This window comes from Cutibacterium equinum (assembly GCF_028021195.1).
In the GTDB taxonomy this organism is placed as follows: domain Bacteria; phylum Actinomycetota; class Actinomycetes; order Propionibacteriales; family Propionibacteriaceae; genus Cutibacterium; species Cutibacterium equinum.
This window is the reverse complement of record NZ_CP115668.1, coordinates 1,045,434-1,064,064: the sequence shown is the minus strand read 5'-3', so window position 1 is coordinate 1,064,064 and position 18,631 is coordinate 1,045,434. Positions and strand designations below refer to the sequence as shown.

Genomic DNA, 18,631 nt, shown 5'->3' with positions numbered 1-18,631 from the left:
CGCCGCGACCCGACCCGTCACGACTGACAGCCTCGACGCACTGCCACCATCCGCTGTGCCACGGTGATGGCCCCGGCCAACGTCAGGTAGCACAATGCAATGGGTAGGACAGCGAGGCACCAGTGCGGGAAGACACCAACCCTGGCCAGACCCGTGATCTCGATGGACAGCAAGCTGACCAGCAGACGATCCGCACGGGTGGCAATGCCGACCTTGGCCTCCATGCCCAGGGACTCGGCCCTGGCACGCACGTAGGAGGTGGCCATTGCGAAGACCAACGCGGCAAGGGACATTGCGGTCCACAGCAAGTTGTGTCCCGGACCGGCGTAGTACAACGCCACACCCACAAAAATCGCGGCGTCACCGAACCGATCCAAGGTGGAGTCGAGGAAGGCGCCCCACTGGGAGTGGCTCCCGATCTTGCGGGCCATGTTGCCGTCGAGGGAATCGGAGAAGATGAACAGTGTGACAAGCCACGGCCCCTGCCAGAGCCACCCCTGCGGGAAGCAGATGAGCGCCATGGCACAAGCGCCGATGGTACCGACCCAGGTCACCATGTCGGGGGTGACGTGAGCCCGCAACAGGGCGTCAGCGATGGGGTTCATGACCTTGGCCCAGGCGGCACGAAAACGCTCAAGCATGAGCCACCCACGCATCGGCCAAGAGCTGACGTCCCTCCCCCAGGAGCTGCGGGACGGCACGGACACCGGCGACGATGGGCAAGAAATTCGTGTCCCCGATCCAGCGCGGAATGACGTGCTGGTGCAGATGGGCGGCCACTCCAGCCCCACCAGAAGCTCCCTGATTCATGCCGACATTGAACCCCTGCGGACCAGACACCACCTGAAGGGTCCGGATGGCGGCCTGGGTGAGGTGGGCCATCTCGATGACCTCCTCCTCGGTGGCGTCGACATAGCCAGCGACATGACGGTAGGGGCACACCAGCATGTGCCCCGGCCCGTACGGGTAAAGGTTCATGATGACGTAGCAGGTCTGGCCACGGTGAACGATGAGGGCGTCCTCGTCGCTGCGCTGCGGAGCGACACAAAACGGGCACCCGTCCTCGGGACGGTCACCCCGGGGCTTGTTCTCACCACCGATGTACGCCATGCGGTGCGGGGTCCAGAACCTCCGGAAGGGGTCCGGGACTCCGGCCATGTCCTCGGCGAACTCGAGTCGGTAATCCTCAGTCATCGATGACTCCGCGCAGGGTCTGGGCCGTCGGATCGTTATTGCGACGGGCCTTGTTCCAGGCAGCGATGATGCGCGCGGCCTCGTCCTGGGCGATGCCATTGACCTGGGAACCGTCACGCAGACGGAACGACACCGCACCAGCTTCGGCGTCCTCGCCACCGGCAATGAGGGTGAAGGGCACCTTGTCCTTGGAGGCATTGCGGATCTTCTTGCCGAACCGGTCGGACGACAGGTCGGTCTCAACCCGGATGCCCTGGCTGCGCAGCACCTCGGCGAAGGTCGTGACGTACTCGTCAAAGGCCTCGGCCACCGGGACCAGGCGCACCTGGACCGGAGCCAGCCAGACCGGGAAGGCACCGGCGTAATGCTCGGTGAGCACTCCGATGAACCGCTCGACACTGCCCAGTTTGGCCGAGTGCAGCATGATCGGGCGCTGGTGGGTACCGTCAGCGGCTGCGTACTCGAGGTCGAATCGCTCGGGCTGGTTGAAGTCGTACTGAATCGTCGACATCTGCCAGGTACGACCAATGGCGTCCTTGACCTGGACCGAGACCTTCGGGCCGTAGAAGGCCGCACCGCCCGGATCGGGGACGAGCTGCAGGCCGGTGCTGCGGCACACCTCGTCGAGGGTGTCGGTGGCGGCCTGCCAGTCCTCGTCGGAGCCGATGAACTTCTCCTTCTTCGCACCGTCCTCATCGCGGGTGGACAGCTCGAGGTAGAAGTCGGTCAGACCGAAGTCGGCCAGGATCGACAAGAAGAACTCGATCTGCTTCTTGATCTCGCTGGGGGCCTGCTCGCGGGTGCAGTACGTGTGCGAGTCGTCCTGGGCGAAGCCGCGCATGCGGGTCAAACCGTGCACCACCCCCGACTTCTCGTAGCGGTAATCATGACCCATCTCGAAGAATCGCAGCGGCAGTTCTCGGTAGGACCGACCACGTGACCGGAAGATGAGGTTGTGCATAGGGCAGTTCATGGCCTTGAGGTAGTACTCTTGGCCTGCCCGGGTGACGTGGCCCTCCTCGTCACGCTCCTCGTCGACGAGCATCGGCGGGAACATCGTGTCGGCGTAGTAGGGCAGGTGGCCCGAGGTGTGGAACAGCCCACCCTTGGTGATCTCCGGGGTGTGAACGAAGGAGAATCCTGCCTCCATGTGACGAGCGATGACGTGTTCCTCGATGAGGTGACGCAGCATCGCACCCTTGGGGTGGAAGACCACCAGGCCCGGTCCGATCTCCTCAGGGAAGGAGAACAGATCGAGTTCGGCTCCCAGCTTGCGATGGTCGCGACGCTCCGCCTCCTTGATCCGCTCCTGGTAGGCAACGAGATCCTCACGGCTGGCCCATGCGGTGCCGTAGATGCGCTGCAACTGGTCGTTGGCCTGGTCACCCTTCCAGTACGCTGCTGAGAACTTCGTCAGGGCGAAGGCATTGGCCAGGTACTTGGTCGAGGGCACATGCGGGCCACGGCAGAGGTCCTTCCATGCAACCTCGCCATTGCGGCGCACATTGTCGTAAATGGTCAGCTCGGTGCCGCCCACCTCGACCGAGGCTCCCTCGGCATCCTTGCCCTTGGTACCGATGAGCTCCAGCTTGTACGGCTGGTCGGCAAGCTCCTCGCGGGCCGATTCCTCGCTGGTGACCCGACGCACGAAGCGCTGGTTCTCCTTGACGATCCGCTTCATCCGCTTCTCGAGCTCGGTAAGGATCTCGGGGGTGACGGGCTCGATGTTGCCGAAGTCGTAGTAGAAGCCGTCGGTGATGAACGGGCCAATTCCCAGGTTCACCTCGGGGTACAGCTGCTGGACGGCCTGTGCCATGACGTGGGTGCACGAGTGCCGAATGATGTTGAGCCCGTCGGAACTGGTCGCCTCGACCGGCTCCACCTCGGCTCCGTCGTGGAGTTCGCGCTGCAGATCGACGAGGTTGCCGTCAACCCGCATGGCGACGATGTCACGCTGTGAGCCGAAGAGATCCAGGCCGGTCGTAGTAGTGTCCACCTGCTCGGTCCTGGAGGTACCGGAACGGTGCAGGGTGATGCTGATGGACACGATTGACTTCCTCACTCGATGGCAGCCCGACGGATGCCGGACACGGTCAATAATGCCGTACCGAGTCGGGTTGCTTCGAGTTGCGGGTCAGCGAATGAGACCAATGTCTCGGGCTCGAGCCACTGCTGCGCTGCGGGAACCCACGGCAAGCTTGCTGTAGATGTGGGACAGATGGGTCTTGACGGTGGCCTCCGAGACGTACAGAGAATCGGCGATTTGAGCATTGGAGAGCCCCTCCGCCGAAGCTTCCAGGACGTCGAGCTCCCGGGCGGTCAAAGAAGTCCTCGGGGAGCGCAACCGAGTCATGAGACGAGTGGCGACGGTCGGAGCTAGTGCTCCCTCACCGCGAGCAGCACGGTGAATCGCCGACAGCAAATCCTCGGCAGGGGCGTCCTTGAGGAGGTAACCGGTCGCGCCGGCCTCGACGGCTGCGAGGATGTCGGCGTCGGTGTCGTAGTTGGTGAGGATGAGGACTTCCGGGGGATTCGGTTGTGACCGGATCTTGCGGGTGACGTCCACCCCGGACGGCGCATTGGCATCGCTGCTGAACTGCAGGTCGAGTAGTACCAGATCGAGGTCCGTCGTCGCTACGGCGGCAAGGGCCTGGGCAGGGGTCGATGCGGTGGCGACGATCTCGATGTCGGGGTCGGTAGCGAGCAGGGCCGTCACTCCTGCGCGCACCACCGGATGATCGTCGGCAATGAGGACACGTACGGTCATGACGGTTCTCCTTGGTGAACGTAGCGTGGTTGCTCTGCGGCAGAATGCACCGGAAGATCGACGTCGACGATCGTCCCCTCCCCCGGCTGTGAGGTCAGTAAGAACTCACCGGACAGCTCGTCGACCCGCTGTCTCATGGCGTGCAGTCCGAAAGCTCCCTCTCGCACTGGCGCGTCGAGGTCCATCCCGGCTCCGTCATCGGTCACCCTCAGATGGACGTGGGATGCATCGGTACGCCAGATCCGGTTCGTTGCGTGACGGGCATGGGCATGACGCACAACGTTGGACATGGCTCCCTGGCATAGCCTGAGCAGGACCGTCTGAATCTCGATGGGCAGGTCTGAGGTGTCAGGGCAGTCGACGTCGACGTGGAGCCCGCCAAGTGACCACGTCGTCGCTCCCAGTCGCGCAAGCACTGCCGGCAACCCCTGATCGGCAACGGTAGGAGGAGCCAGTTCCGCGATGAGTCCGCGGGTCTCCGACAGCGCCTCAGACGAGGTGCGATGGGCCAGCTGGATCTGCTCGATTCCCGGGTGATCAGGGGCGGTGCGTTCGACCGCCGACAACAGCAGCCCGATGCTCGACAAGGATTGGGCGACAGTGTCGTGGATTTCTCGGGCCAACCTGGCCCGTTCCTCCAGCACTCCTGCCTCCCGTTGGGAGGCCGCTAGCCTCCGTTGTACGGCGAGCAGGTCAACATTGAGACGTTCCAACTCAACCGCCTGAGCCTGCATCGCCTTGAGGGACAAACCGACAACCACGGCCACTGCGGCACCGGCTACCGGCCCGACGACTCCCCCGACGCTCCAGCCACTCGTCAGTCCAACACCGAGGATGATGGCCACGGCCTCGACGATGACGGCGATGCAGGCATCACGCGGGGCCAAGTGGTCCAGGTAGACAAAGGAGAGCGGGATCATCAGGTAGGCGGCATAGGGGAAGTCGATGGCCAACAGGATCGAGACGGCGACCATCGCCGCCACCAGGATGGGCCGCCACCTGTCACGCCGAGGGCGGTCCATGACATGGGTCGTCATGAGGGCGGAGTGGACGAGGATGAGCAGGACCTCCCAGGTGAGGATTCGCCACACGTGGGGTGGTGACAGCACCAGAGCCATCACGACGGTGAAGATGACCAGACCGGCAAAGAGCACCTGGATGCCGATCTGCATGCCCACCTCAATGACCACCGCACGTCCGCGGTGACCGGCGTCCATGTCGCGCCAACGGTGCAGCCCATCACGAGCGAGTGTGGTCGTCCTCATCGGCCCCCAGTGTAGGTGCGCAACTCACATGTCCGTGCCGCCAGGATCCCTGCCCCGCATCATCCCAAAGGATGATATCCGCCTCCACCTTGAGTCGCCCCACAACCACACCACGCACTGATTCCAACAAAGGCTGTTACCGGGAAGGTGGTGACGACGACAACGACAAGGAGTTCTCATGTTCCTCGCCCGGCGTGATCTGGCCTTCGCCAAAGGCCGGTTTGCCCTCATGACCGTCGTAGTGGCCCTCATCTGCGTACTGGTCGGTTTCCTCACCGGTCTGGCAGGCGGCCTCGCCCAGCGCAGCATCGCCGCGGTGGTGGGTGTACCGGCTGATCGGGTCGTGCTGGCCACGACGGGATCGCCGACGATGTGGACCGACTCCAGGGTCACTGAGGACCAGCTCAAGACCTGGCAGTCAGCTGATGGGGTGTCCGAGGTCACCCCCGTGGGCGTCACCCAGACTCGCGCCAGCAAGAACGGCACCGGATCCGCGGTGGCGATCTTCGGGTCCGACGTCGCAGCAACCTCCCTGGGGACCCCCGCGAAAGGGAAGGTCATCATCTCCCAGACCATCGCCGATGACCTCAGCCTGGCAGCCGGGGACACGATGGACATCGGGTCCCAGAAGTTCGCCGTCGAGTCCGTCGGTGACGACACCTGGTACTGCCATTCGGCCGTCGTCGCCATGGGCTACAACGACTGGCAGGCGACCGTGACGCGCATGGGACAACCCAAGGCCGAGCCGACCGCTCTGCTGGTGCATGGCCAGCCCGACTGGAAGGCAGTCGACAAGGCCGCCGGAACCGAATCGGCGTCTCCTTGGAAGTCGTTGCGGATGCTGCCGACCTTCGGACCTGAGATTGGCTCCCTGGCTCTCATCATCGGCCTCCTTCTGGGTATCTCCGCCCTCGTCGTCGGAGCGTTCTTCACCGTCTGGACGATTCAGCGCCAGCACGACATCGGTGTGTTGCGTGCGCTGGGAGCGACGACCCGGGCCTTGCGTCGTGACGCCCTGGGACAGGCCGGTGTGGTGCTGGCCATCGGTATCGGTGCCAGCCTGGTCCTCGTGACGATCGCTGGATTTGCCATCCGCTCGACCATGCCCTTCGCCATGACGTGGTGGACGGTGCTCGGTCCAGGAGCCCTGCTCGGTCTACTGGGCCTTGCCGGGGCTGCGGTGGCGATCCGTTCCCTGTCGAGTGCGCAACCCGAGCAGGCCCTCGGCTCGACCCGCTGACCCGTCAGCCCCCAATCTTCAGGAGCTTTACATGATCACCCTCGACAACGTCGCCTTCACCCGTCCAGACGGCAACCGTCGCATCACCGCCTTGCGCAACGTCAGCATGCGCGTCGACAACGGGCACGTCGCCGTCATCACCGGACCGTCCGGGTCAGGAAAGTCGAGCCTCTTGGCCGTGGCTGCCACCTTGGCCCGACCCGACACCGGCACCATCCTCATTGACGGCATCGACGTCACCGGACTCGACGACGCATGCGCCACCAAACTGCGCAGGGAGAAGATCGGCATCGTCTTTCAGCAGTCCAACCTCATCCCCAGTCTCGACGCCGTCGACCAGCTCGTCATGATGGGAGAACTCGACGGTGCGCATCGCTCCACCCGTGACGAACGCCGAGAGCGGGCCAAGGAACTCCTCGACGCCGTCGACCTGGCCAACCACATGCACAAGAGGCCGGCCCAGATGTCAGGTGGACAGCGCCAGAGAGTCAACATCGCCCGGGCTCTCATGAACGACCCCAGCGTATTGGTCGTCGATGAGCCGACCAGTGCCCTGGATTCCCAGGCTGGCGCCCGCATCATCGAACTCGTGGCCACATTGACCCGTGAGCACGACACGGCCACGATGCTCGTGACCCACGACGAGAAGCTCATCGATCACGGCTCCCAGCATCTGGAGATGCTCGACGGCCATCTCACCCAGGTGCGTGGAACCTGCGAGGAGAAGCCGTCGCAGCACGGCTCGGCCTCGGCTCGTGGCCGTATCGGCGCGTAACTCACTCAGCTGGAACTGCATCCTCGAAGGTCGAGGTGTCGATGACGAAACGGAAGCGCACGTCACCGGCGACCACCCGGTTGTAGGCGGCGTCGACGTCGTGCACCCCGATTTTTTCGATCCTCGCCCCGAACCCGTGATCGGCACAGAAGTTGAGCATCTCCTGGGTCTGCGCGATGCCGCCGATGTTCGACCCCGCCAGGGCCTTCCGACCACCGATGAGGTTGCCGGCGTGCAGCTCCAGGCCCTCCGGGGGCAGCCCGACGAGCACCATGGCGCCGCCGGGTTTGAGGAGGCCGAGGTAGTCACGCAGGTCGATAGGTGCGCTGATGGTGTTGAGGATGAAGTCGAACTCGCCGCGATGGTCCCTGAAGAACCCAGGCTCACTGGTGGCCAGCAGCCGGGTGGCGCCAAGCTCCTTGGCCAGGGCCTCCTTGGCGGTCGACCGCGACAAGACGGTGACCTCTGCCCCCTTGGCAGCAGCGATCTGGACCCCCATGTGGCCCAGGCCACCCAGACCGAGGATCGCAGCCTTCTTACCGGCTCCGACGTTCCACGTCTGTAGCGGCGAGTAGGTGGTGATGCCCGCGCACAGCAACGGGGCGGCGACGTCAAGCGGGAGAGAGTCCGGGATGCGACAGACGAAGTTCTCGTTGACGACGACCTTCTGGCTGTACCCACCCTGCGTGATGGTGCCGTCAACGTCGGCGGAGTTGTAGGTTCCCACAGGCCCGTTGAGGCAGTTCTGCTCCTGACCGGCACGGCACTGTTCACACTCACCGCAGGAGTTGACCAAACACCCGACGCCAACGCGGTCCCCGACCGCGAACTTCGTCACGTCAGAACCCACGGCTTCGACGACACCGGCGATCTCGTGACCGACGGCGAGCGGAAAATGAGCCTGTCCCCACTCGTTGCGGATGGTGTGGATGTCGGAGTGACAAATTCCTGCGGCCTTGATGTCGATGACGACGTCATCGGGACGCGGATCTCGCCTCTCGATCTCGACGACCTTGAACGGCTTGTCCGGGCCTTCCTTCTGAAGAGCCTTGACGGTCATGGGCATGAGTGCGCCTCCTGATTGATCCCCCAGTGCCAATCCGTGACACCGATATCGCTGACACGAACATCGTCAGAATATTGCGAATCAACCTGTGAGGCGGCCCAGATGCGTGATCACATGGGCATGTGCACCAGACGTCAATGGCTGCACGGTCTCCCGTACAGCCATGTGTGATGGTGGGCGATGCGGGGTTCGAACCCGCGACCCCTTCGGTGTGAACGAAGTGCGCTACCGCTGCGCCAACCGCCCGCGCTGGAGAAACTATGCCAGAAGGCAGAGTGCTTGTCCAAGTCGGCTGGCCGACATCAGCCGACAACCCCGACACCGATCACCCAGGCATCACGGGGGCGCGCCGCACACCCCGTGTGGTGATCGCGGTTCTGGTACCCGATCGTGCAACGCACGGTGGCAACGAACTCGATCAGCAACCTCATTACCACCGGACCCTCGGGGCACCTGCCACCCAGTCACCCCCTGCGACCCCGCATCGCCCGTGACGTGAGTCGACTCGACGTGTGTCTGAGCCGGAAGTCGGTGGGTAACAGGCACCTGCGAATCGCGACACACCCTCGGACCATAACCATGCAATTTGCTCTGACTAGGTGAAATGCCCGAATCTGCTGCGGGTTTCGCACCTCGATTTGCATTGCCCGCGAATCATCCTCTACAGTTCTTTCTCGTCGCCCGGCAGGAACGACAAGGGGCAAGGCCCCTCGGAGGACCGCCGGAAGTCGTGCGGACGTGGCTCAGTTGGTAGAGCATCACCTTGCCAAGGTGAGGGTCGCGGGTTCGAGTCCCGTCGTCCGCTCGGAGAGGTCTTTCGGACCTATCCACGTGGTGGAGTGGCCGAGAGGCGAGGCAACGGACTGCAAATCCGTGTACACGGGTTCAAATCCCGTCTCCACCTCGGGCGGTTGGCGCAGTGGTAGCGCGCTTCCCTGACACGGAAGAGGTCGCCAGTTCAAACCTGGCATCGCCCACCACAAAGGTCGGCCGACGAAAGTCGGTCGGCCTTTTGCCACACCGACCGTTCTCCTTTTCCGCGGAAATGAGTCCCGGTGAAACCGTAACGCTCACAGTTACCGCTCAGACGACCCTTATCGTGAACGAATGAATGGGTGAGGGGTTCACACAGACATTTTCGCCAGTTCGACGGATCTCCTTCGATAAGGTGAACGCAACGTGTTGGATCGTCCTGACGAGTGGGGGAAGGGAGTGCTCACATGGCTGCGCCCGTACTCGACCTCGTCCTGCCAGCGATGCCCGAAGCCTCCGCGACTCTCATTGGCCAGAGGTTGCGACAGCGAATGTCTCACCTCCACCCGCACATCGAGTCGACGGTCAGTTTCGTCCCTCAGAAAGGCCCTCTCAAGGCTCCCCGCATCAAGCCGTCGTGGAGTGAGTTGGTCCTGGTCCCCATCAATGCCACCCACCTTCATTCCAGCCCGCCACGACTGGCCCGCCATACCGAGGACATCCGCCAGAATCATCCCGACCTGACCGTCCACGTGGCCCGTCCCACCGGCCCGACTCCGGCCCTGCTCAACCTCGTCGATGCGCGTCTGCGGCTGGCGGCCCACCGCGTGCACGCCCAGGAGTTGGATGCCCTCATCCTCTCGGCCCCCGACAGCGGTGATCCGCGAGGTGCGGCCATGCTGTCCAAACTGACGCGCCTGTGGTCCCAGCACCACCATCTTCCGGTTCACATCGCCACCAACAGTGGAGGCGCCACCGACATCGAGGAGGTCGTCGCTCACCTGCGTCGGGAGGGTCGCCGTCACATTGCGGTGGGAAGCCTGTGGATCTGCGACGACGAAACCTTCCGCGCCCACACTCACAAGGCCCTTCACGCTGGTGCAGAGGTTGTCTCCGCGCCCTTGGGAGACGATCCGGTCCTGGCAGCCCTCGCCTTTGAGCGATACTGTTCGGCCGCCATGGGTTTGGTCTCCGGGCCGACCGACGACGAGGTCGGCTCCCAGTAAATACCGCCTCGACCGATGAGTGGCCCGCGCACGGGGCCACTCACGTTCATGACGCGTTGTTGAGGCGTTCCTTCTCTTTCTCGACGTCGACATCAGGGGCAGGCCATGTCAGCTTCATCGAACGCATCGTCTCCAGCAGGATGCGTCCCACCGCCCAGTTGCGATACCACTTGTGATCCGACGGGATGATGTACCAGGGAGCCACGTCAGGATTGCACTTGTTGAGCACGTCGTTGTAGGCATCCGTGTAGTCAGGCCACTTCGAGCGAGCGTCGAGGTCCGACGGGTCGTACTTCCAATATTTGGCGGGGTTGTCCAGACGAGCCTGCAGCCTCTCCTTCTGGGTGTCGGAAGAAATGTGCAGGAAGCATTTGATGATCTTGTAGCCGTCGGCAGCCAGGCCGAGCTCAAACTCATTAATGAGGTCGTAACGCTCCTTCCACACATCTTCCTCGACGAGGTTGTCGACCCTGGCGACGAGGACGTCCTCGTAGTGGGAACGGTCAAAGACACCTATCATCCCCGGTTCGGGCAACGCCTTCCGCACTCGCCACAGGAAATCGTGCTTGAGCTCCTCGTCGGTGGGAGCCTTGAAGCTGTGGTGGTGAATGCCCTGGGGATCAACGAGCCCGAAGACGTGGCGGACCACCCCACCCTTACCAGCAGTGTCGAGACCTTGGAGGATGACGAGTATGCGGCGGGCCGCTTCCGGGTTGCTGCGACCGCGAGCAAAAAGCGTCTCCTGCAACTGTGAGAGTTCCTCGGCCATCGGCTCGAACTCCTTGAGGGTCTTCTCCTTGTCCCCTGGCGCCTGCGGGGTTGCGCCGGTGTCGATCGTGGTGATGTCGACCGGGGGCTGTGGACAGCGCAGCACATCCGACAGCTGAGGGGAGTCCTTGGCCATGAACATTCGTCCTTCCTCGATTTTCGCTCCTCCATCTTGCCGTGACCCAGCGGACTCGATGCGGGAATGACAACAACCGCATGACTGTTTCACTCAACACGGAACCGGCGAGATACGCCGGGCTGGAGGAGATCATGACCGACGAGCACACCACGTCACCAGACCTGCAACCGCGCCTCGTGCTGACCCCCGATCAGTGGCGTCAGCGTCTCAGCGATGAGGAATACCACGTCCTGCGAGAGGCCGGAACCGAGGCTCCCTTCGTGGGGGAATACACCGACACCACCGCTGAGGGCGTGTACCGCTGTCGCGCCTGCGGGGCCGAGCTGTTTCGCTCCACCCAGAAATTCCATTCCGGTTGTGGGTGGCCCTCCTTCTTTGCTCCCCTGGCCGAGGACCGGGTTGTCTACCTCACCGATGAGTCCATTCCCGGACGCCCTCGCACCGAGGTCAGGTGCGCCCGATGCGACTCCCACCTCGGACACGTTTTCGCCGGTGAGGGTTTCGACACCCCGACCGATTTGAGGTACTGCATCAATTCGATCTGCCTTGATCTGGAGCCGGCAAGAACCGACACGTGACCTCCTCCTCGCGACGAGAACCCTCGACCTCAACCCGACGGAGCGCACATATCCGTCCTCTGCGGCGCGTCGGGGAAGCAGCGCGCACGCCAACCCCCATAGCCTGAAGGGGTGATTCGGCAGATCTATCCGGTGAATTTCGAGGACGTGCGTTCCCGAATCCTCGAGTATTCCTGGTCAAGCAAGCTCGAGGTTCGCGAGATACCCGCCCCGACCCGCATCTCGCCGTTCTCGGTGGCGATTGAAGGATCCGTCGTCATCGAGGGCGATGAACTCGGAAACGGACGTCTCATCCTGCTCCACAATCCCTCGGGTTCCGAGGCATGGCAGGGAACGAGCCGATTCGTCGCCATGATCCGAGCCGAGGTCGATCCGTCGATGGCTTCTGACCCGCTGGTCGGCAACGTCGCATGGTCCTGGTTGACCGATTCCCTCAACACCCACCACGCGATTTATCACGCCGAGGCTGGCACCGTCACCTCTGTGGTCAGTCGGCCATTCGGGCAGCTCAGTACCGACCCGGAATCGAATCACATCGAGGTACGTGCCTCGTGGACACCGACCTTCTCAACCTCCGAGGACGTCAGTTCACACCTGGAATCGTGGAGTGACCTCTGTCTGCTCTCGTGTGGGATCTCCCCGATGCCTGACGAGATCACCGCAATCGCACCACGCCGGGCCAAGCTCGCGTGAGCGATTTCCCCGTCCTCGCAGAGCCTCGGGAAGGAGTGCCGCCACTCGTCACGTCTCCTGAGGCTCTTCGCCACACATGTGAGGCACTTCGCAACGGCCACGGCCCCGTCGCGATCGACACCGAGCGGGCCCACGGTTTCCGTTACAGCCCGCGCGCCTACCTCATCCAGTTGCGCCGTGAAGGATCTGGCACTCACCTCGTCGATCCCATCGCTCTGGGCGAGACGGACGGTTTGAAACCCCTGGCCGAAGCCCTCGCCGGCACACAGTGGATCCTCCACGCCGCAACCCAGGACATGCCGTGCCTGGCGATGGACGGTCTGCGCCCCGGCGACCTGTTCGACACCGAATTGGCTGGGCGTCTTCTCAACCTCCCGCGTGTCGGTCTGGGAGCGATGATTGAGCACTATTGCGGGGTGACCCTGCTCAAGGAGCATTCCGCCTCGGACTGGTCTCAACGTCCTCTCCCTCATGACTGGCTGGTCTACGCCGCCCTGGACGTCGAGCTGCTCAATGAGGTGCGCGTCAAGGTCATCGCTGACCTCCACGAGGCCGGAAAGGCCGAGTGGGCCCGTCAGGAGTTCGTCCACCTCGTCGAGGTGGGCGCCGGCTTGCCCAGCGAAGCACCGGGAATCGACCCATCCCGCTGGCGCAAGACGAGCCACATCGGTGACATTGACAGTCGAGCTGGCCTGCAGCTGGTACAAGACCTGTGGCTGGCGCGCGAAAACCTCGCCCACGACCTCGACGTTGCTCCAGGCAGGTTGTTGCGTGACGAGGTCCTCGTCGCGGCGGCCAAACATTGCCACCGCACCGTTGACGTCGACGCCGAGACAATCTTGTCCATCAGGGGATTCCATCGCGGCCAGGCCAAGAAATATCGCCAGACCTGGATTGACGCCATCAATCACGCCCGTGGCGTGCCGCCGAAGAAGTACCCGCCACCTCGCGAGCATTCCTCAGCCATTCCCCACCCCCGGTCCTGGAAACACCACCATCCGGACGAGGCTGCCCGCTGGGAGGCTCTCAGACCTGCCGTCAACGAGGCGGCTGCCGATCATGACCTCCCACCCGAAAACCTGTGCACCCCGACATGGCTGCGGCACTTCGCATGGCAGCCACCCCACGACCTCTCCGTCGCGGGGGTTGATGCTTTCCTCACAGATGTGGGCGCCCGCCCGTGGCAGCGAGGGATCCTCGCAGGTCTGCTCAGCCAGGTCATGGCCGAACTGTGATCGAGATCGCGGGCGCGGCGAGCAGGCCAGCTCAGTGGGCGTCGAGGTGCGAGGCCATCTGAGTGACGGCCTCGGCGATCCCTTCGGCGGTGAGGCCCAGCTCAGCCATGATGCTCGATCGCGAATCGTGGTCAAGGTAGCGCTGTGGGATACCGAGGTTGCGCATCGCGGGCCAGACCCCACGCTGTGACAAGGCGTCAGCGAGATGGGATCCGAGCCCGGAAACCACGAGACCGTCCTCCACGCTGACGATGGCGCGAGCCTTCGAGGCCTCCTCGAGCAGGCCCGCACACACCGGCAAGGACCAGCGGGGGCTCACGACGCGCACCGGGATGTCGAGGCTGTCTGCCGCCTGCACGGCATCAGTGCACAACTGGCCATGGGCGACCAGGAGGATGCCGTCCTCGGGTCCGTCGCGCAGGACGTCCAGACCATCGTGACACGACACCACCGGGATGTCGTCAGGCATGAGGTCCTTCGAGTACCGGATGACGGTGGGGCGATCGTCAATGTCGACGGCCTCATTGAGCGCCGAGATCAGATGCTGACGGTCACGAGGTGCCGAGAGCATGAGACCAGGCACGATTCCACAGATCGCCATGTCCCACATGCCGTTGTGAGAGGCACCGTCGGTTCCGGTGACTCCAGCACGGTCCAGCACGATCGTCACGCCAGCATGATGCAGACCAGCGTCCATGAGGAGCTGGTCGAAGGCCCGGTTGAGGAAGGTCGAATACAAGGCGACGATGGGATGAATACCGGCAGCAGCCAAACCCGCTGCTGCGGCGACCGCATGCTGCTCGGCAATGCCGACGTCGACGACCCGTTCCGGGTGGCGGGCGGCAAACGGGGCCAATCCGACCGGGTGAAGCATGGCAGCAGTCACCCCCACGACGTCGGGACGCCTCTCCCCCAGCTCGACCATCGCCCCGGCAAAAGCCTGGGTCCAGGAGGCGCCACCGGAGACCTTGAGGGATTCGCCAGTCTTGGGGTCGATCTGACCGACGGCGTGGAAGTGGTCCTCCTCGTTGGCCTCGGCCGCAGCAAATCCCTTGCCCTTGGTCGTCATGACGTGGACGATGACGGGATGCTCATAGCGTTTGGCCAGTTCGAGGGCTCGCTCGACCGACGAGACGTCATGGCCGTCAACCGGACCGAGATACTTGATTCCCAGATCCGAGAAGATTCCATTGCCGATGAGAGCGTCCTTGACGCCGGCCTTCGCGGCGTGCATGAGACCGAAGACCTGCTTGCCCAGCGGCTTGTCGGTGACGTGTCGCCTCATACGATCGAGGGCTTCCTCGTAGTGAGGATCGGTGCGAATGATGGCGAGCTGGTTGGCCAGCCCTCCCACCGTCGGGGTGTAGGAGCGGCCATTGTCGTTGACGACGATGACCAGTCGCAGGTCCTGTTGATCGGCAATCGAGTCGAGGGCTTCCCAGGCCATACCGCCGGTGAGAGCCCCGTCACCAATGACGGCGACGACGGTGCGGTCCTCACCACGGGAGAGGAATCCCTTGGCCATGCCCTCGGCCCAGGACAACGATGCGGAGGCGTGGGAGTTCTCGACCCAGTCGTGGGCCGACTCGGCCCGGCTCGGGTACCCGGACAATCCACCGCGCTGACGCAGCTTGTCGAAGCCCGCAGCGCGTCCGGTGAGGATCTTGTGAACGTAGCTCTGATGACCGGTGTCAAAGATGATGGGGTCGTAGGGTGAGTCGAAGACCCGGTGGAGGGCAATCGTCAGTTCGACCACACCAAGATTGGGCCCCAGATGGCCGCCAGTCCGCGAAACATTCTTGATGAGAAAGGTACGAATCTCGTCGGCGAGGTCTTCGGCCTGTTCGATGGTGAGTTTCCTCACGTCGTCGGGGCAGCCGATGTCGTCGAGAAGAGCCATAGGTGACATCTTAGAACCTGTCAGCATGACGCCGAACCCACTTTCCACTTCGTTTCGCCTCACGCACACCTTCTGGCCTTCGACTGCGCAAGTTCATGGCCCCGAGCAGGGCCAGGGGTGCACGAACCATCGGCATGGCGAGGGGGCGCCGGGCCGACCCGTTGTCGTCGTCACGCCCCCTGGTGTCCTGTCCCACGAGACGACCGTCGGGGGCGGCAACCCCGCGTGGTCACCGCCCCCGACGGAAGGCATACGTCAGTGACGAGCCATGTTCCTCAGCACATACTGCAGGATGCCCCCATTGAGGTAGTAGGAACGCTCCCCTGGGGTGTCGATGCGCACGACGGCGTCAAACTCGACGACCTTGTCACCGTTGACGGCCTTGACGTGGACCGTCTCCGGGATCGTCTCGTTGATCTTGTCGACGCCGGTGATCTCGAAGGTCTCCTCACCGGTCAGACCGAGGGAATCAGCAGACTGCCCCTCCGGGAACTGCAGCGGCAGGACACCCATGCCGATGAGGTTGGAGCGGTGGATGCGCTCGTAGCTCTCGGTGATGACGGCCTTGACGCCCAGCAGCTGGGTGCCCTTGGCGGCCCAGTCACGAGAAGACCCGGAGCCGTACTCCTTGCCACCCAGGACGACCAACGGGATGCCCTGCTCGCGGTAGCTCACCGAGGCGTCATAGACCGTGGTGACCGGTCCATCAGCCTTGGTGAAGTCCCGGGTGAAGCCCCCCTCGGTGCCCGGGGCAAGCTGATTGCGCAGGCGGATGTTGGCGAAGGTGCCACGCATCATGACCTCGTGGTTGCCACGGCGGGAGCCGTAGGAGTTGAAGTCTCGACGCTCGACGCCGTTGCCAGCCAGCCACTGGCCCGCCGGGGAGTCGGTCTTGATGTTGCCGGCCGGTGAGATGTGGTCCGTGGTGACCGAATCGCCGAGCTTGAGCAAGACGCGAGCGCCGGTGATGTCACCGACTGGGTCGGGCTCAGCCTTCATACCGTCGAAGATCGGCAACTTGCGGACGTAGGTGGATGTGGGGTCCCATGCGAAGGTCTCGCCCTCGGGGGTCTCCAGCTCCTTCCACCGCGGGCCACCGTCGAAGACGTCGGCGTAGCGCTGCGAGTACATCTGGGCGGAGATGGACGATCCGACGATCTCCTCGATCTCCTGGGTGGATGGCCACAGATCGGCCAGACGCACCTCGCGGCCGTCCGGGGTGGTGGCCAGGACGTCGTTGTCGAGGTCGATGTCCATGGTGCCGGCGATCGAGTAGACCACAACCAGCGGCGGGCTGGCCAGGTAGTTCATCTTGACGTCGGGGCTGATACGACCCTCGAAGTTTCGGTTACCAGACAGGACGGCCGTGACGGCCAGATCATTGTCGTTGATGGCGGCCGAGACCTCGGGGATGAGCGGACCGGTGTTGCCGATACACGTGGTGCAGCCGTAGCCAACCAGGTCGAAGCCCATGGCTGCGAGGTGCTCGGAGAGTCCGGCGCGCTCAAAGTAGTCGGTGACGACCTGGGAGCCCGGAGCCAACGAGGTCTTGACCCAGGGCTTGGGAGACAGACCCAGCTCGTGGGCCTTCTTGGCCACCAGACCGGCGGCGATCATGACGCTCGGGTTCGACGTGTTGGTGCACGAGGTGATGGCGGCAACCGTCACGGCACCGTTGCGCAGCTCGAAGGAGCGTCCGTCGGCCAGGGTGACGGGGACGACGGCACCCGGGTTGGTGGTGTAGTCACCAACGGTCTTCTCGAAGGTGTCCTTGGCCTCGGAGACGAGGATGCGATCCTGAGGACGCTTCGGGCCGGCGATGGACGGCTTGACCGTGGACAGGTCGAGCTCCATGTATTCGGAGTACCGCGGTTCGCGATCCGGGTCGTGCCACATTCCCTGGGCCTTGGCGTAAGCCTCGACGAGCTTGACCTGGGACTCGTCACGGCCGGTGAGGCGCAGGTAGTCCAGGGTGACGTCGTCAATGGGGAAGACGGCGATGGTCGACCCGTACTCGGGGCTCATGTTGCCCAGGGTGGCGCGGTTGGCCAGCGGCACGGCGGCCACACCGGGACCGTAGAACTCGACGAACTTGCCGACGACCTTGTGCTCACGAAGCATCTGGGTGATCGTCAGGACGAGGTCGGTGGCAGTGACGCCGTCGGGAAGCTGGCCGGAGAGCTTGAAGCCGACAACGCGCGGAACCAGCATGGAGACAGGCTGGCCGAGCATGGCGGCCTCGGCCTCGATGCCGCCCACGCCCCAGCCGACGACGCCCAGGCCGTTGACCATGGTGGTGTGGGAGTCGGTGCCGACGCAGGTGTCGGGGTAGGCGATCTTCTTGCCCTCCTCGTCACGGACGAAGGTCACGCGGGCGAGGTGCTCGATGTTGACCTGGTGGACGATGCCAGTGCCTGGCGGGACGACGCGGAAGTTCTCGAAGGCCGTCTGCCCCCAACGCAGGAACTGGTAGCGCTCGCGGTTGCGCTGGTACTCGATGTCCTTGTTCTGCTCGAAGGCCTGCGGGGTGCCGAAGCGCTCGACGATGACGGAGTGGTCGATGACCATCTCGGCGGGAGACAGCGGGTTGACCTTGCTGGGGTCACCTCCGAGGTCGGCGACAGCCTCTCGCATGGTGGCCAGGTCGACGATGCAGGGCACGCCGGTGAAGTCCTGCATGATGACGCGGGCCGGGGTGAACTGGATCTCCTTGGACGGCTGCGCGTCGGCATCCCAATGCCCCAGATCGCTGATCTGCTCAGCGGTGATGTTGGCACCATCCTCGGTGCGCAACAGGTTCTCAAGCAGAACCTTGAGGCTGTATGGCAGGTTGTCGGAACCATCAACCTTGGTGATGTCGTAGATCTCGTAGGACTGGCCGTCGACGTCGAGGGTTCGCCTCGCGTCGAAGCTGTTGACACTCATGGGGACTCCTGACTAGTCGATGCAGATTTCATCATCTCGCGTCCACCCCAACATCGTGGCGGAACAAGATATCTTGACGTCAAGATATCGCGTTGCGAGGCGGCTAC

At 63.7% G+C, this 18,631-nt stretch carries 15 protein-coding genes and 4 tRNA genes; 9 read left to right on the top strand and 10 right to left on the bottom strand.

Annotation, left to right across the window (positions count from 1 at the left end):
• Positions 1 to 17: 17 nt before the first annotated feature.
• From pgsA to O6R08_RS04840, 5 genes are all read right to left on the bottom strand, one after another.
• Positions 18 to 641, bottom strand: a complete 624-nt coding sequence (gene pgsA / locus O6R08_RS04860; protein ID WP_271418976.1) for a phosphatidylinositol phosphate synthase — start codon at positions 639 to 641, stop codon at positions 18 to 20.
• Complete coding sequence (locus tag O6R08_RS04855) at positions 634 to 1,194, bottom strand: HIT family protein (RefSeq protein ID WP_271418975.1); 561 nt, start codon at positions 1,192 to 1,194, stop codon at positions 634 to 636. The genes pgsA and O6R08_RS04855 overlap by 8 nt, the downstream gene beginning before the upstream one ends.
• Positions 1,187 to 3,256: a threonine--tRNA ligase gene (gene thrS / locus O6R08_RS04850; protein WP_271418974.1), complete on the bottom strand. Its 2,070-nt coding sequence runs from the start codon at positions 3,254 to 3,256 to the stop codon at positions 1,187 to 1,189. The genes O6R08_RS04855 and thrS overlap by 8 nt, the downstream gene beginning before the upstream one ends.
• 72 nt (positions 3,257 to 3,328) lie before the next feature.
• Complete coding sequence (locus O6R08_RS04845; RefSeq protein ID WP_271418973.1) at positions 3,329 to 3,961, bottom strand: response regulator; 633 nt, start codon at positions 3,959 to 3,961, stop codon at positions 3,329 to 3,331.
• Entirely contained in the window at positions 3,958 to 5,178 is a 1,221-nt protein-coding gene (locus O6R08_RS04840) for a sensor histidine kinase (protein ID WP_271419251.1), read from the bottom strand. The genes O6R08_RS04845 and O6R08_RS04840 overlap by 4 nt, the downstream gene beginning before the upstream one ends.
• A 226-nt stretch (positions 5,179 to 5,404) precedes the next feature.
• On the opposite strand from O6R08_RS04840, the gene O6R08_RS04835 reads away from it, so the two are divergent.
• Together O6R08_RS04835 and O6R08_RS04830 are read left to right on the top strand one after the other, a co-directional pair.
• On the top strand, positions 5,405 to 6,466 hold the full coding sequence (locus O6R08_RS04835; protein WP_271418972.1) for an FtsX-like permease family protein: 1,062 nt from the start codon (positions 5,405 to 5,407) through the stop codon (positions 6,464 to 6,466).
• A gap of 31 nt (positions 6,467 to 6,497) precedes the next feature.
• Positions 6,498 to 7,241 (top strand): ABC transporter ATP-binding protein, encoded by a 744-nt coding sequence (locus O6R08_RS04830; protein WP_271418971.1) that lies wholly within the window; start codon positions 6,498 to 6,500, stop codon positions 7,239 to 7,241.
• A 1-nt stretch (position 7,242) separates the two neighbouring features.
• Here the strand turns inward: O6R08_RS04830 and O6R08_RS04825 are convergent, their stop codons facing one another.
• Complete coding sequence (locus O6R08_RS04825; RefSeq protein ID WP_271418970.1) at positions 7,243 to 8,307, bottom strand: NAD(P)-dependent alcohol dehydrogenase; 1,065 nt, start codon at positions 8,305 to 8,307, stop codon at positions 7,243 to 7,245.
• A 171-nt stretch (positions 8,308 to 8,478) separates the two neighbouring features.
• Positions 8,479 to 8,553, bottom strand: a tRNA-Val gene (locus O6R08_RS04820).
• Positions 8,554 to 9,039: 486 nt separating this feature from the next.
• Here O6R08_RS04820 and O6R08_RS04815 point away from each other — a divergent pair.
• The 4 genes from O6R08_RS04815 to O6R08_RS04800 all read left to right on the top strand — a co-directional run bounded on the left by O6R08_RS04815 (position 9,040) and on the right by O6R08_RS04800 (position 10,286).
• Positions 9,040 to 9,112: transfer RNA gene (locus tag O6R08_RS04815), tRNA-Gly, on the top strand.
• Between the two features lie 28 nt (positions 9,113 to 9,140).
• Positions 9,141 to 9,211, top strand: a tRNA-Cys gene (locus tag O6R08_RS04810).
• 1 nt (position 9,212) lies between these two features.
• Positions 9,213 to 9,287, top strand: a tRNA-Val gene (locus O6R08_RS04805).
• Between the two features lie 240 nt (positions 9,288 to 9,527).
• Positions 9,528 to 10,286: a sirohydrochlorin chelatase gene (locus O6R08_RS04800; protein ID WP_271418969.1), complete on the top strand. Its 759-nt coding sequence runs from the start codon at positions 9,528 to 9,530 to the stop codon at positions 10,284 to 10,286.
• Positions 10,287 to 10,332: 46 nt separating this feature from the next.
• Here O6R08_RS04800 and O6R08_RS04795 read toward each other — a convergent pair whose 3' ends face one another.
• Entirely contained in the window at positions 10,333 to 11,190 is an 858-nt protein-coding gene (locus tag O6R08_RS04795; protein ID WP_271419250.1) for a PPK2 family polyphosphate kinase, read from the bottom strand.
• Positions 11,191 to 11,324: 134 nt separating this feature from the next.
• Here O6R08_RS04795 and msrB point away from each other — a divergent pair, with 134 nt between their 5' ends.
• The 3 genes from msrB to O6R08_RS04780 all read left to right on the top strand — a co-directional run bounded on the left by msrB (position 11,325) and on the right by O6R08_RS04780 (position 13,699).
• Entirely contained in the window at positions 11,325 to 11,771 is a 447-nt protein-coding gene (gene msrB / locus O6R08_RS04790; protein ID WP_271419249.1) for a peptide-methionine (R)-S-oxide reductase MsrB, read from the top strand.
• Between the two features lie 123 nt (positions 11,772 to 11,894).
• Complete coding sequence (locus O6R08_RS04785) at positions 11,895 to 12,464, top strand: DUF3000 domain-containing protein (protein WP_271419248.1); 570 nt, start codon at positions 11,895 to 11,897, stop codon at positions 12,462 to 12,464.
• A complete protein-coding gene (locus O6R08_RS04780) occupies positions 12,461 to 13,699 on the top strand; it encodes a ribonuclease D (protein ID WP_271418968.1) in 1,239 nt (412 codons plus the stop codon). Before O6R08_RS04785 ends, O6R08_RS04780 begins: the two co-directional genes overlap by 4 nt.
• Before the next feature lie 31 nt (positions 13,700 to 13,730).
• On the opposite strand, the gene dxs is transcribed toward O6R08_RS04780, so the two are convergent.
• Both dxs and acnA read right to left on the bottom strand, forming a co-directional pair.
• Positions 13,731 to 15,599, bottom strand: coding sequence for a 1-deoxy-D-xylulose-5-phosphate synthase (dxs, locus tag O6R08_RS04775; RefSeq protein WP_271418967.1), 1,869 nt, complete (start codon positions 15,597 to 15,599; stop codon positions 13,731 to 13,733).
• Positions 15,600 to 15,854: 255 nt separating this feature from the next.
• Positions 15,855 to 18,524 carry an aconitate hydratase AcnA gene (acnA, locus tag O6R08_RS04770; protein ID WP_271418966.1) on the bottom strand — a complete coding sequence of 890 codons (2,670 nt, stop codon included), beginning with the start codon at positions 18,522 to 18,524 and terminating at the stop codon, positions 15,855 to 15,857.
• Positions 18,525 to 18,631 lie beyond the last annotated feature (107 nt).

Bases quoted from the DNA above. Each gene is read 5' to 3' on its own strand.
- O6R08_RS04855 (WP_271418975.1), bottom strand. From the start codon at position 1,194: ATGACTGAGGATTACCGACTCGAGTTCGCCGAGGACATGGCCGGAGTC.
- msrB (WP_271419249.1), top strand. From the start codon at position 11,325: ATGACCGACGAGCACACCACGTCACCAGACCTGCAACCGCGCCTCGTG.
- dxs (WP_271418967.1), bottom strand. From the start codon at position 15,599: ATGGCTCTTCTCGACGACATCGGCTGCCCCGACGACGTGAGGAAACTC.
- O6R08_RS04830 (WP_271418971.1), top strand. From the start codon at position 6,498: ATGATCACCCTCGACAACGTCGCCTTCACCCGTCCAGACGGCAACCGT.
- O6R08_RS04800 (WP_271418969.1), top strand. From the start codon at position 9,528: ATGGCTGCGCCCGTACTCGACCTCGTCCTGCCAGCGATGCCCGAAGCC.
- acnA (WP_271418966.1), bottom strand. From the start codon at position 18,524: ATGAGTGTCAACAGCTTCGACGCGAGGCGAACCCTCGACGTCGACGGC.
- O6R08_RS04840 (WP_271419251.1), bottom strand. From the start codon at position 5,178: ATGGACGCCGGTCACCGCGGACGTGCGGTGGTCATTGAGGTGGGCATG.
- O6R08_RS04835 (WP_271418972.1), top strand. From the start codon at position 5,405: ATGTTCCTCGCCCGGCGTGATCTGGCCTTCGCCAAAGGCCGGTTTGCC.
- pgsA (WP_271418976.1), bottom strand. From the start codon at position 641: ATGCTTGAGCGTTTTCGTGCCGCCTGGGCCAAGGTCATGAACCCCATC.
- O6R08_RS04795 (WP_271419250.1), bottom strand. From the start codon at position 11,190: ATGGCCAAGGACTCCCCTCAGCTGTCGGATGTGCTGCGCTGTCCACAG.
- O6R08_RS04825 (WP_271418970.1), bottom strand. From the start codon at position 8,307: ATGCCCATGACCGTCAAGGCTCTTCAGAAGGAAGGCCCGGACAAGCCG.
- O6R08_RS04845 (WP_271418973.1), bottom strand. From the start codon at position 3,961: ATGACCGTACGTGTCCTCATTGCCGACGATCATCCGGTGGTGCGCGCA.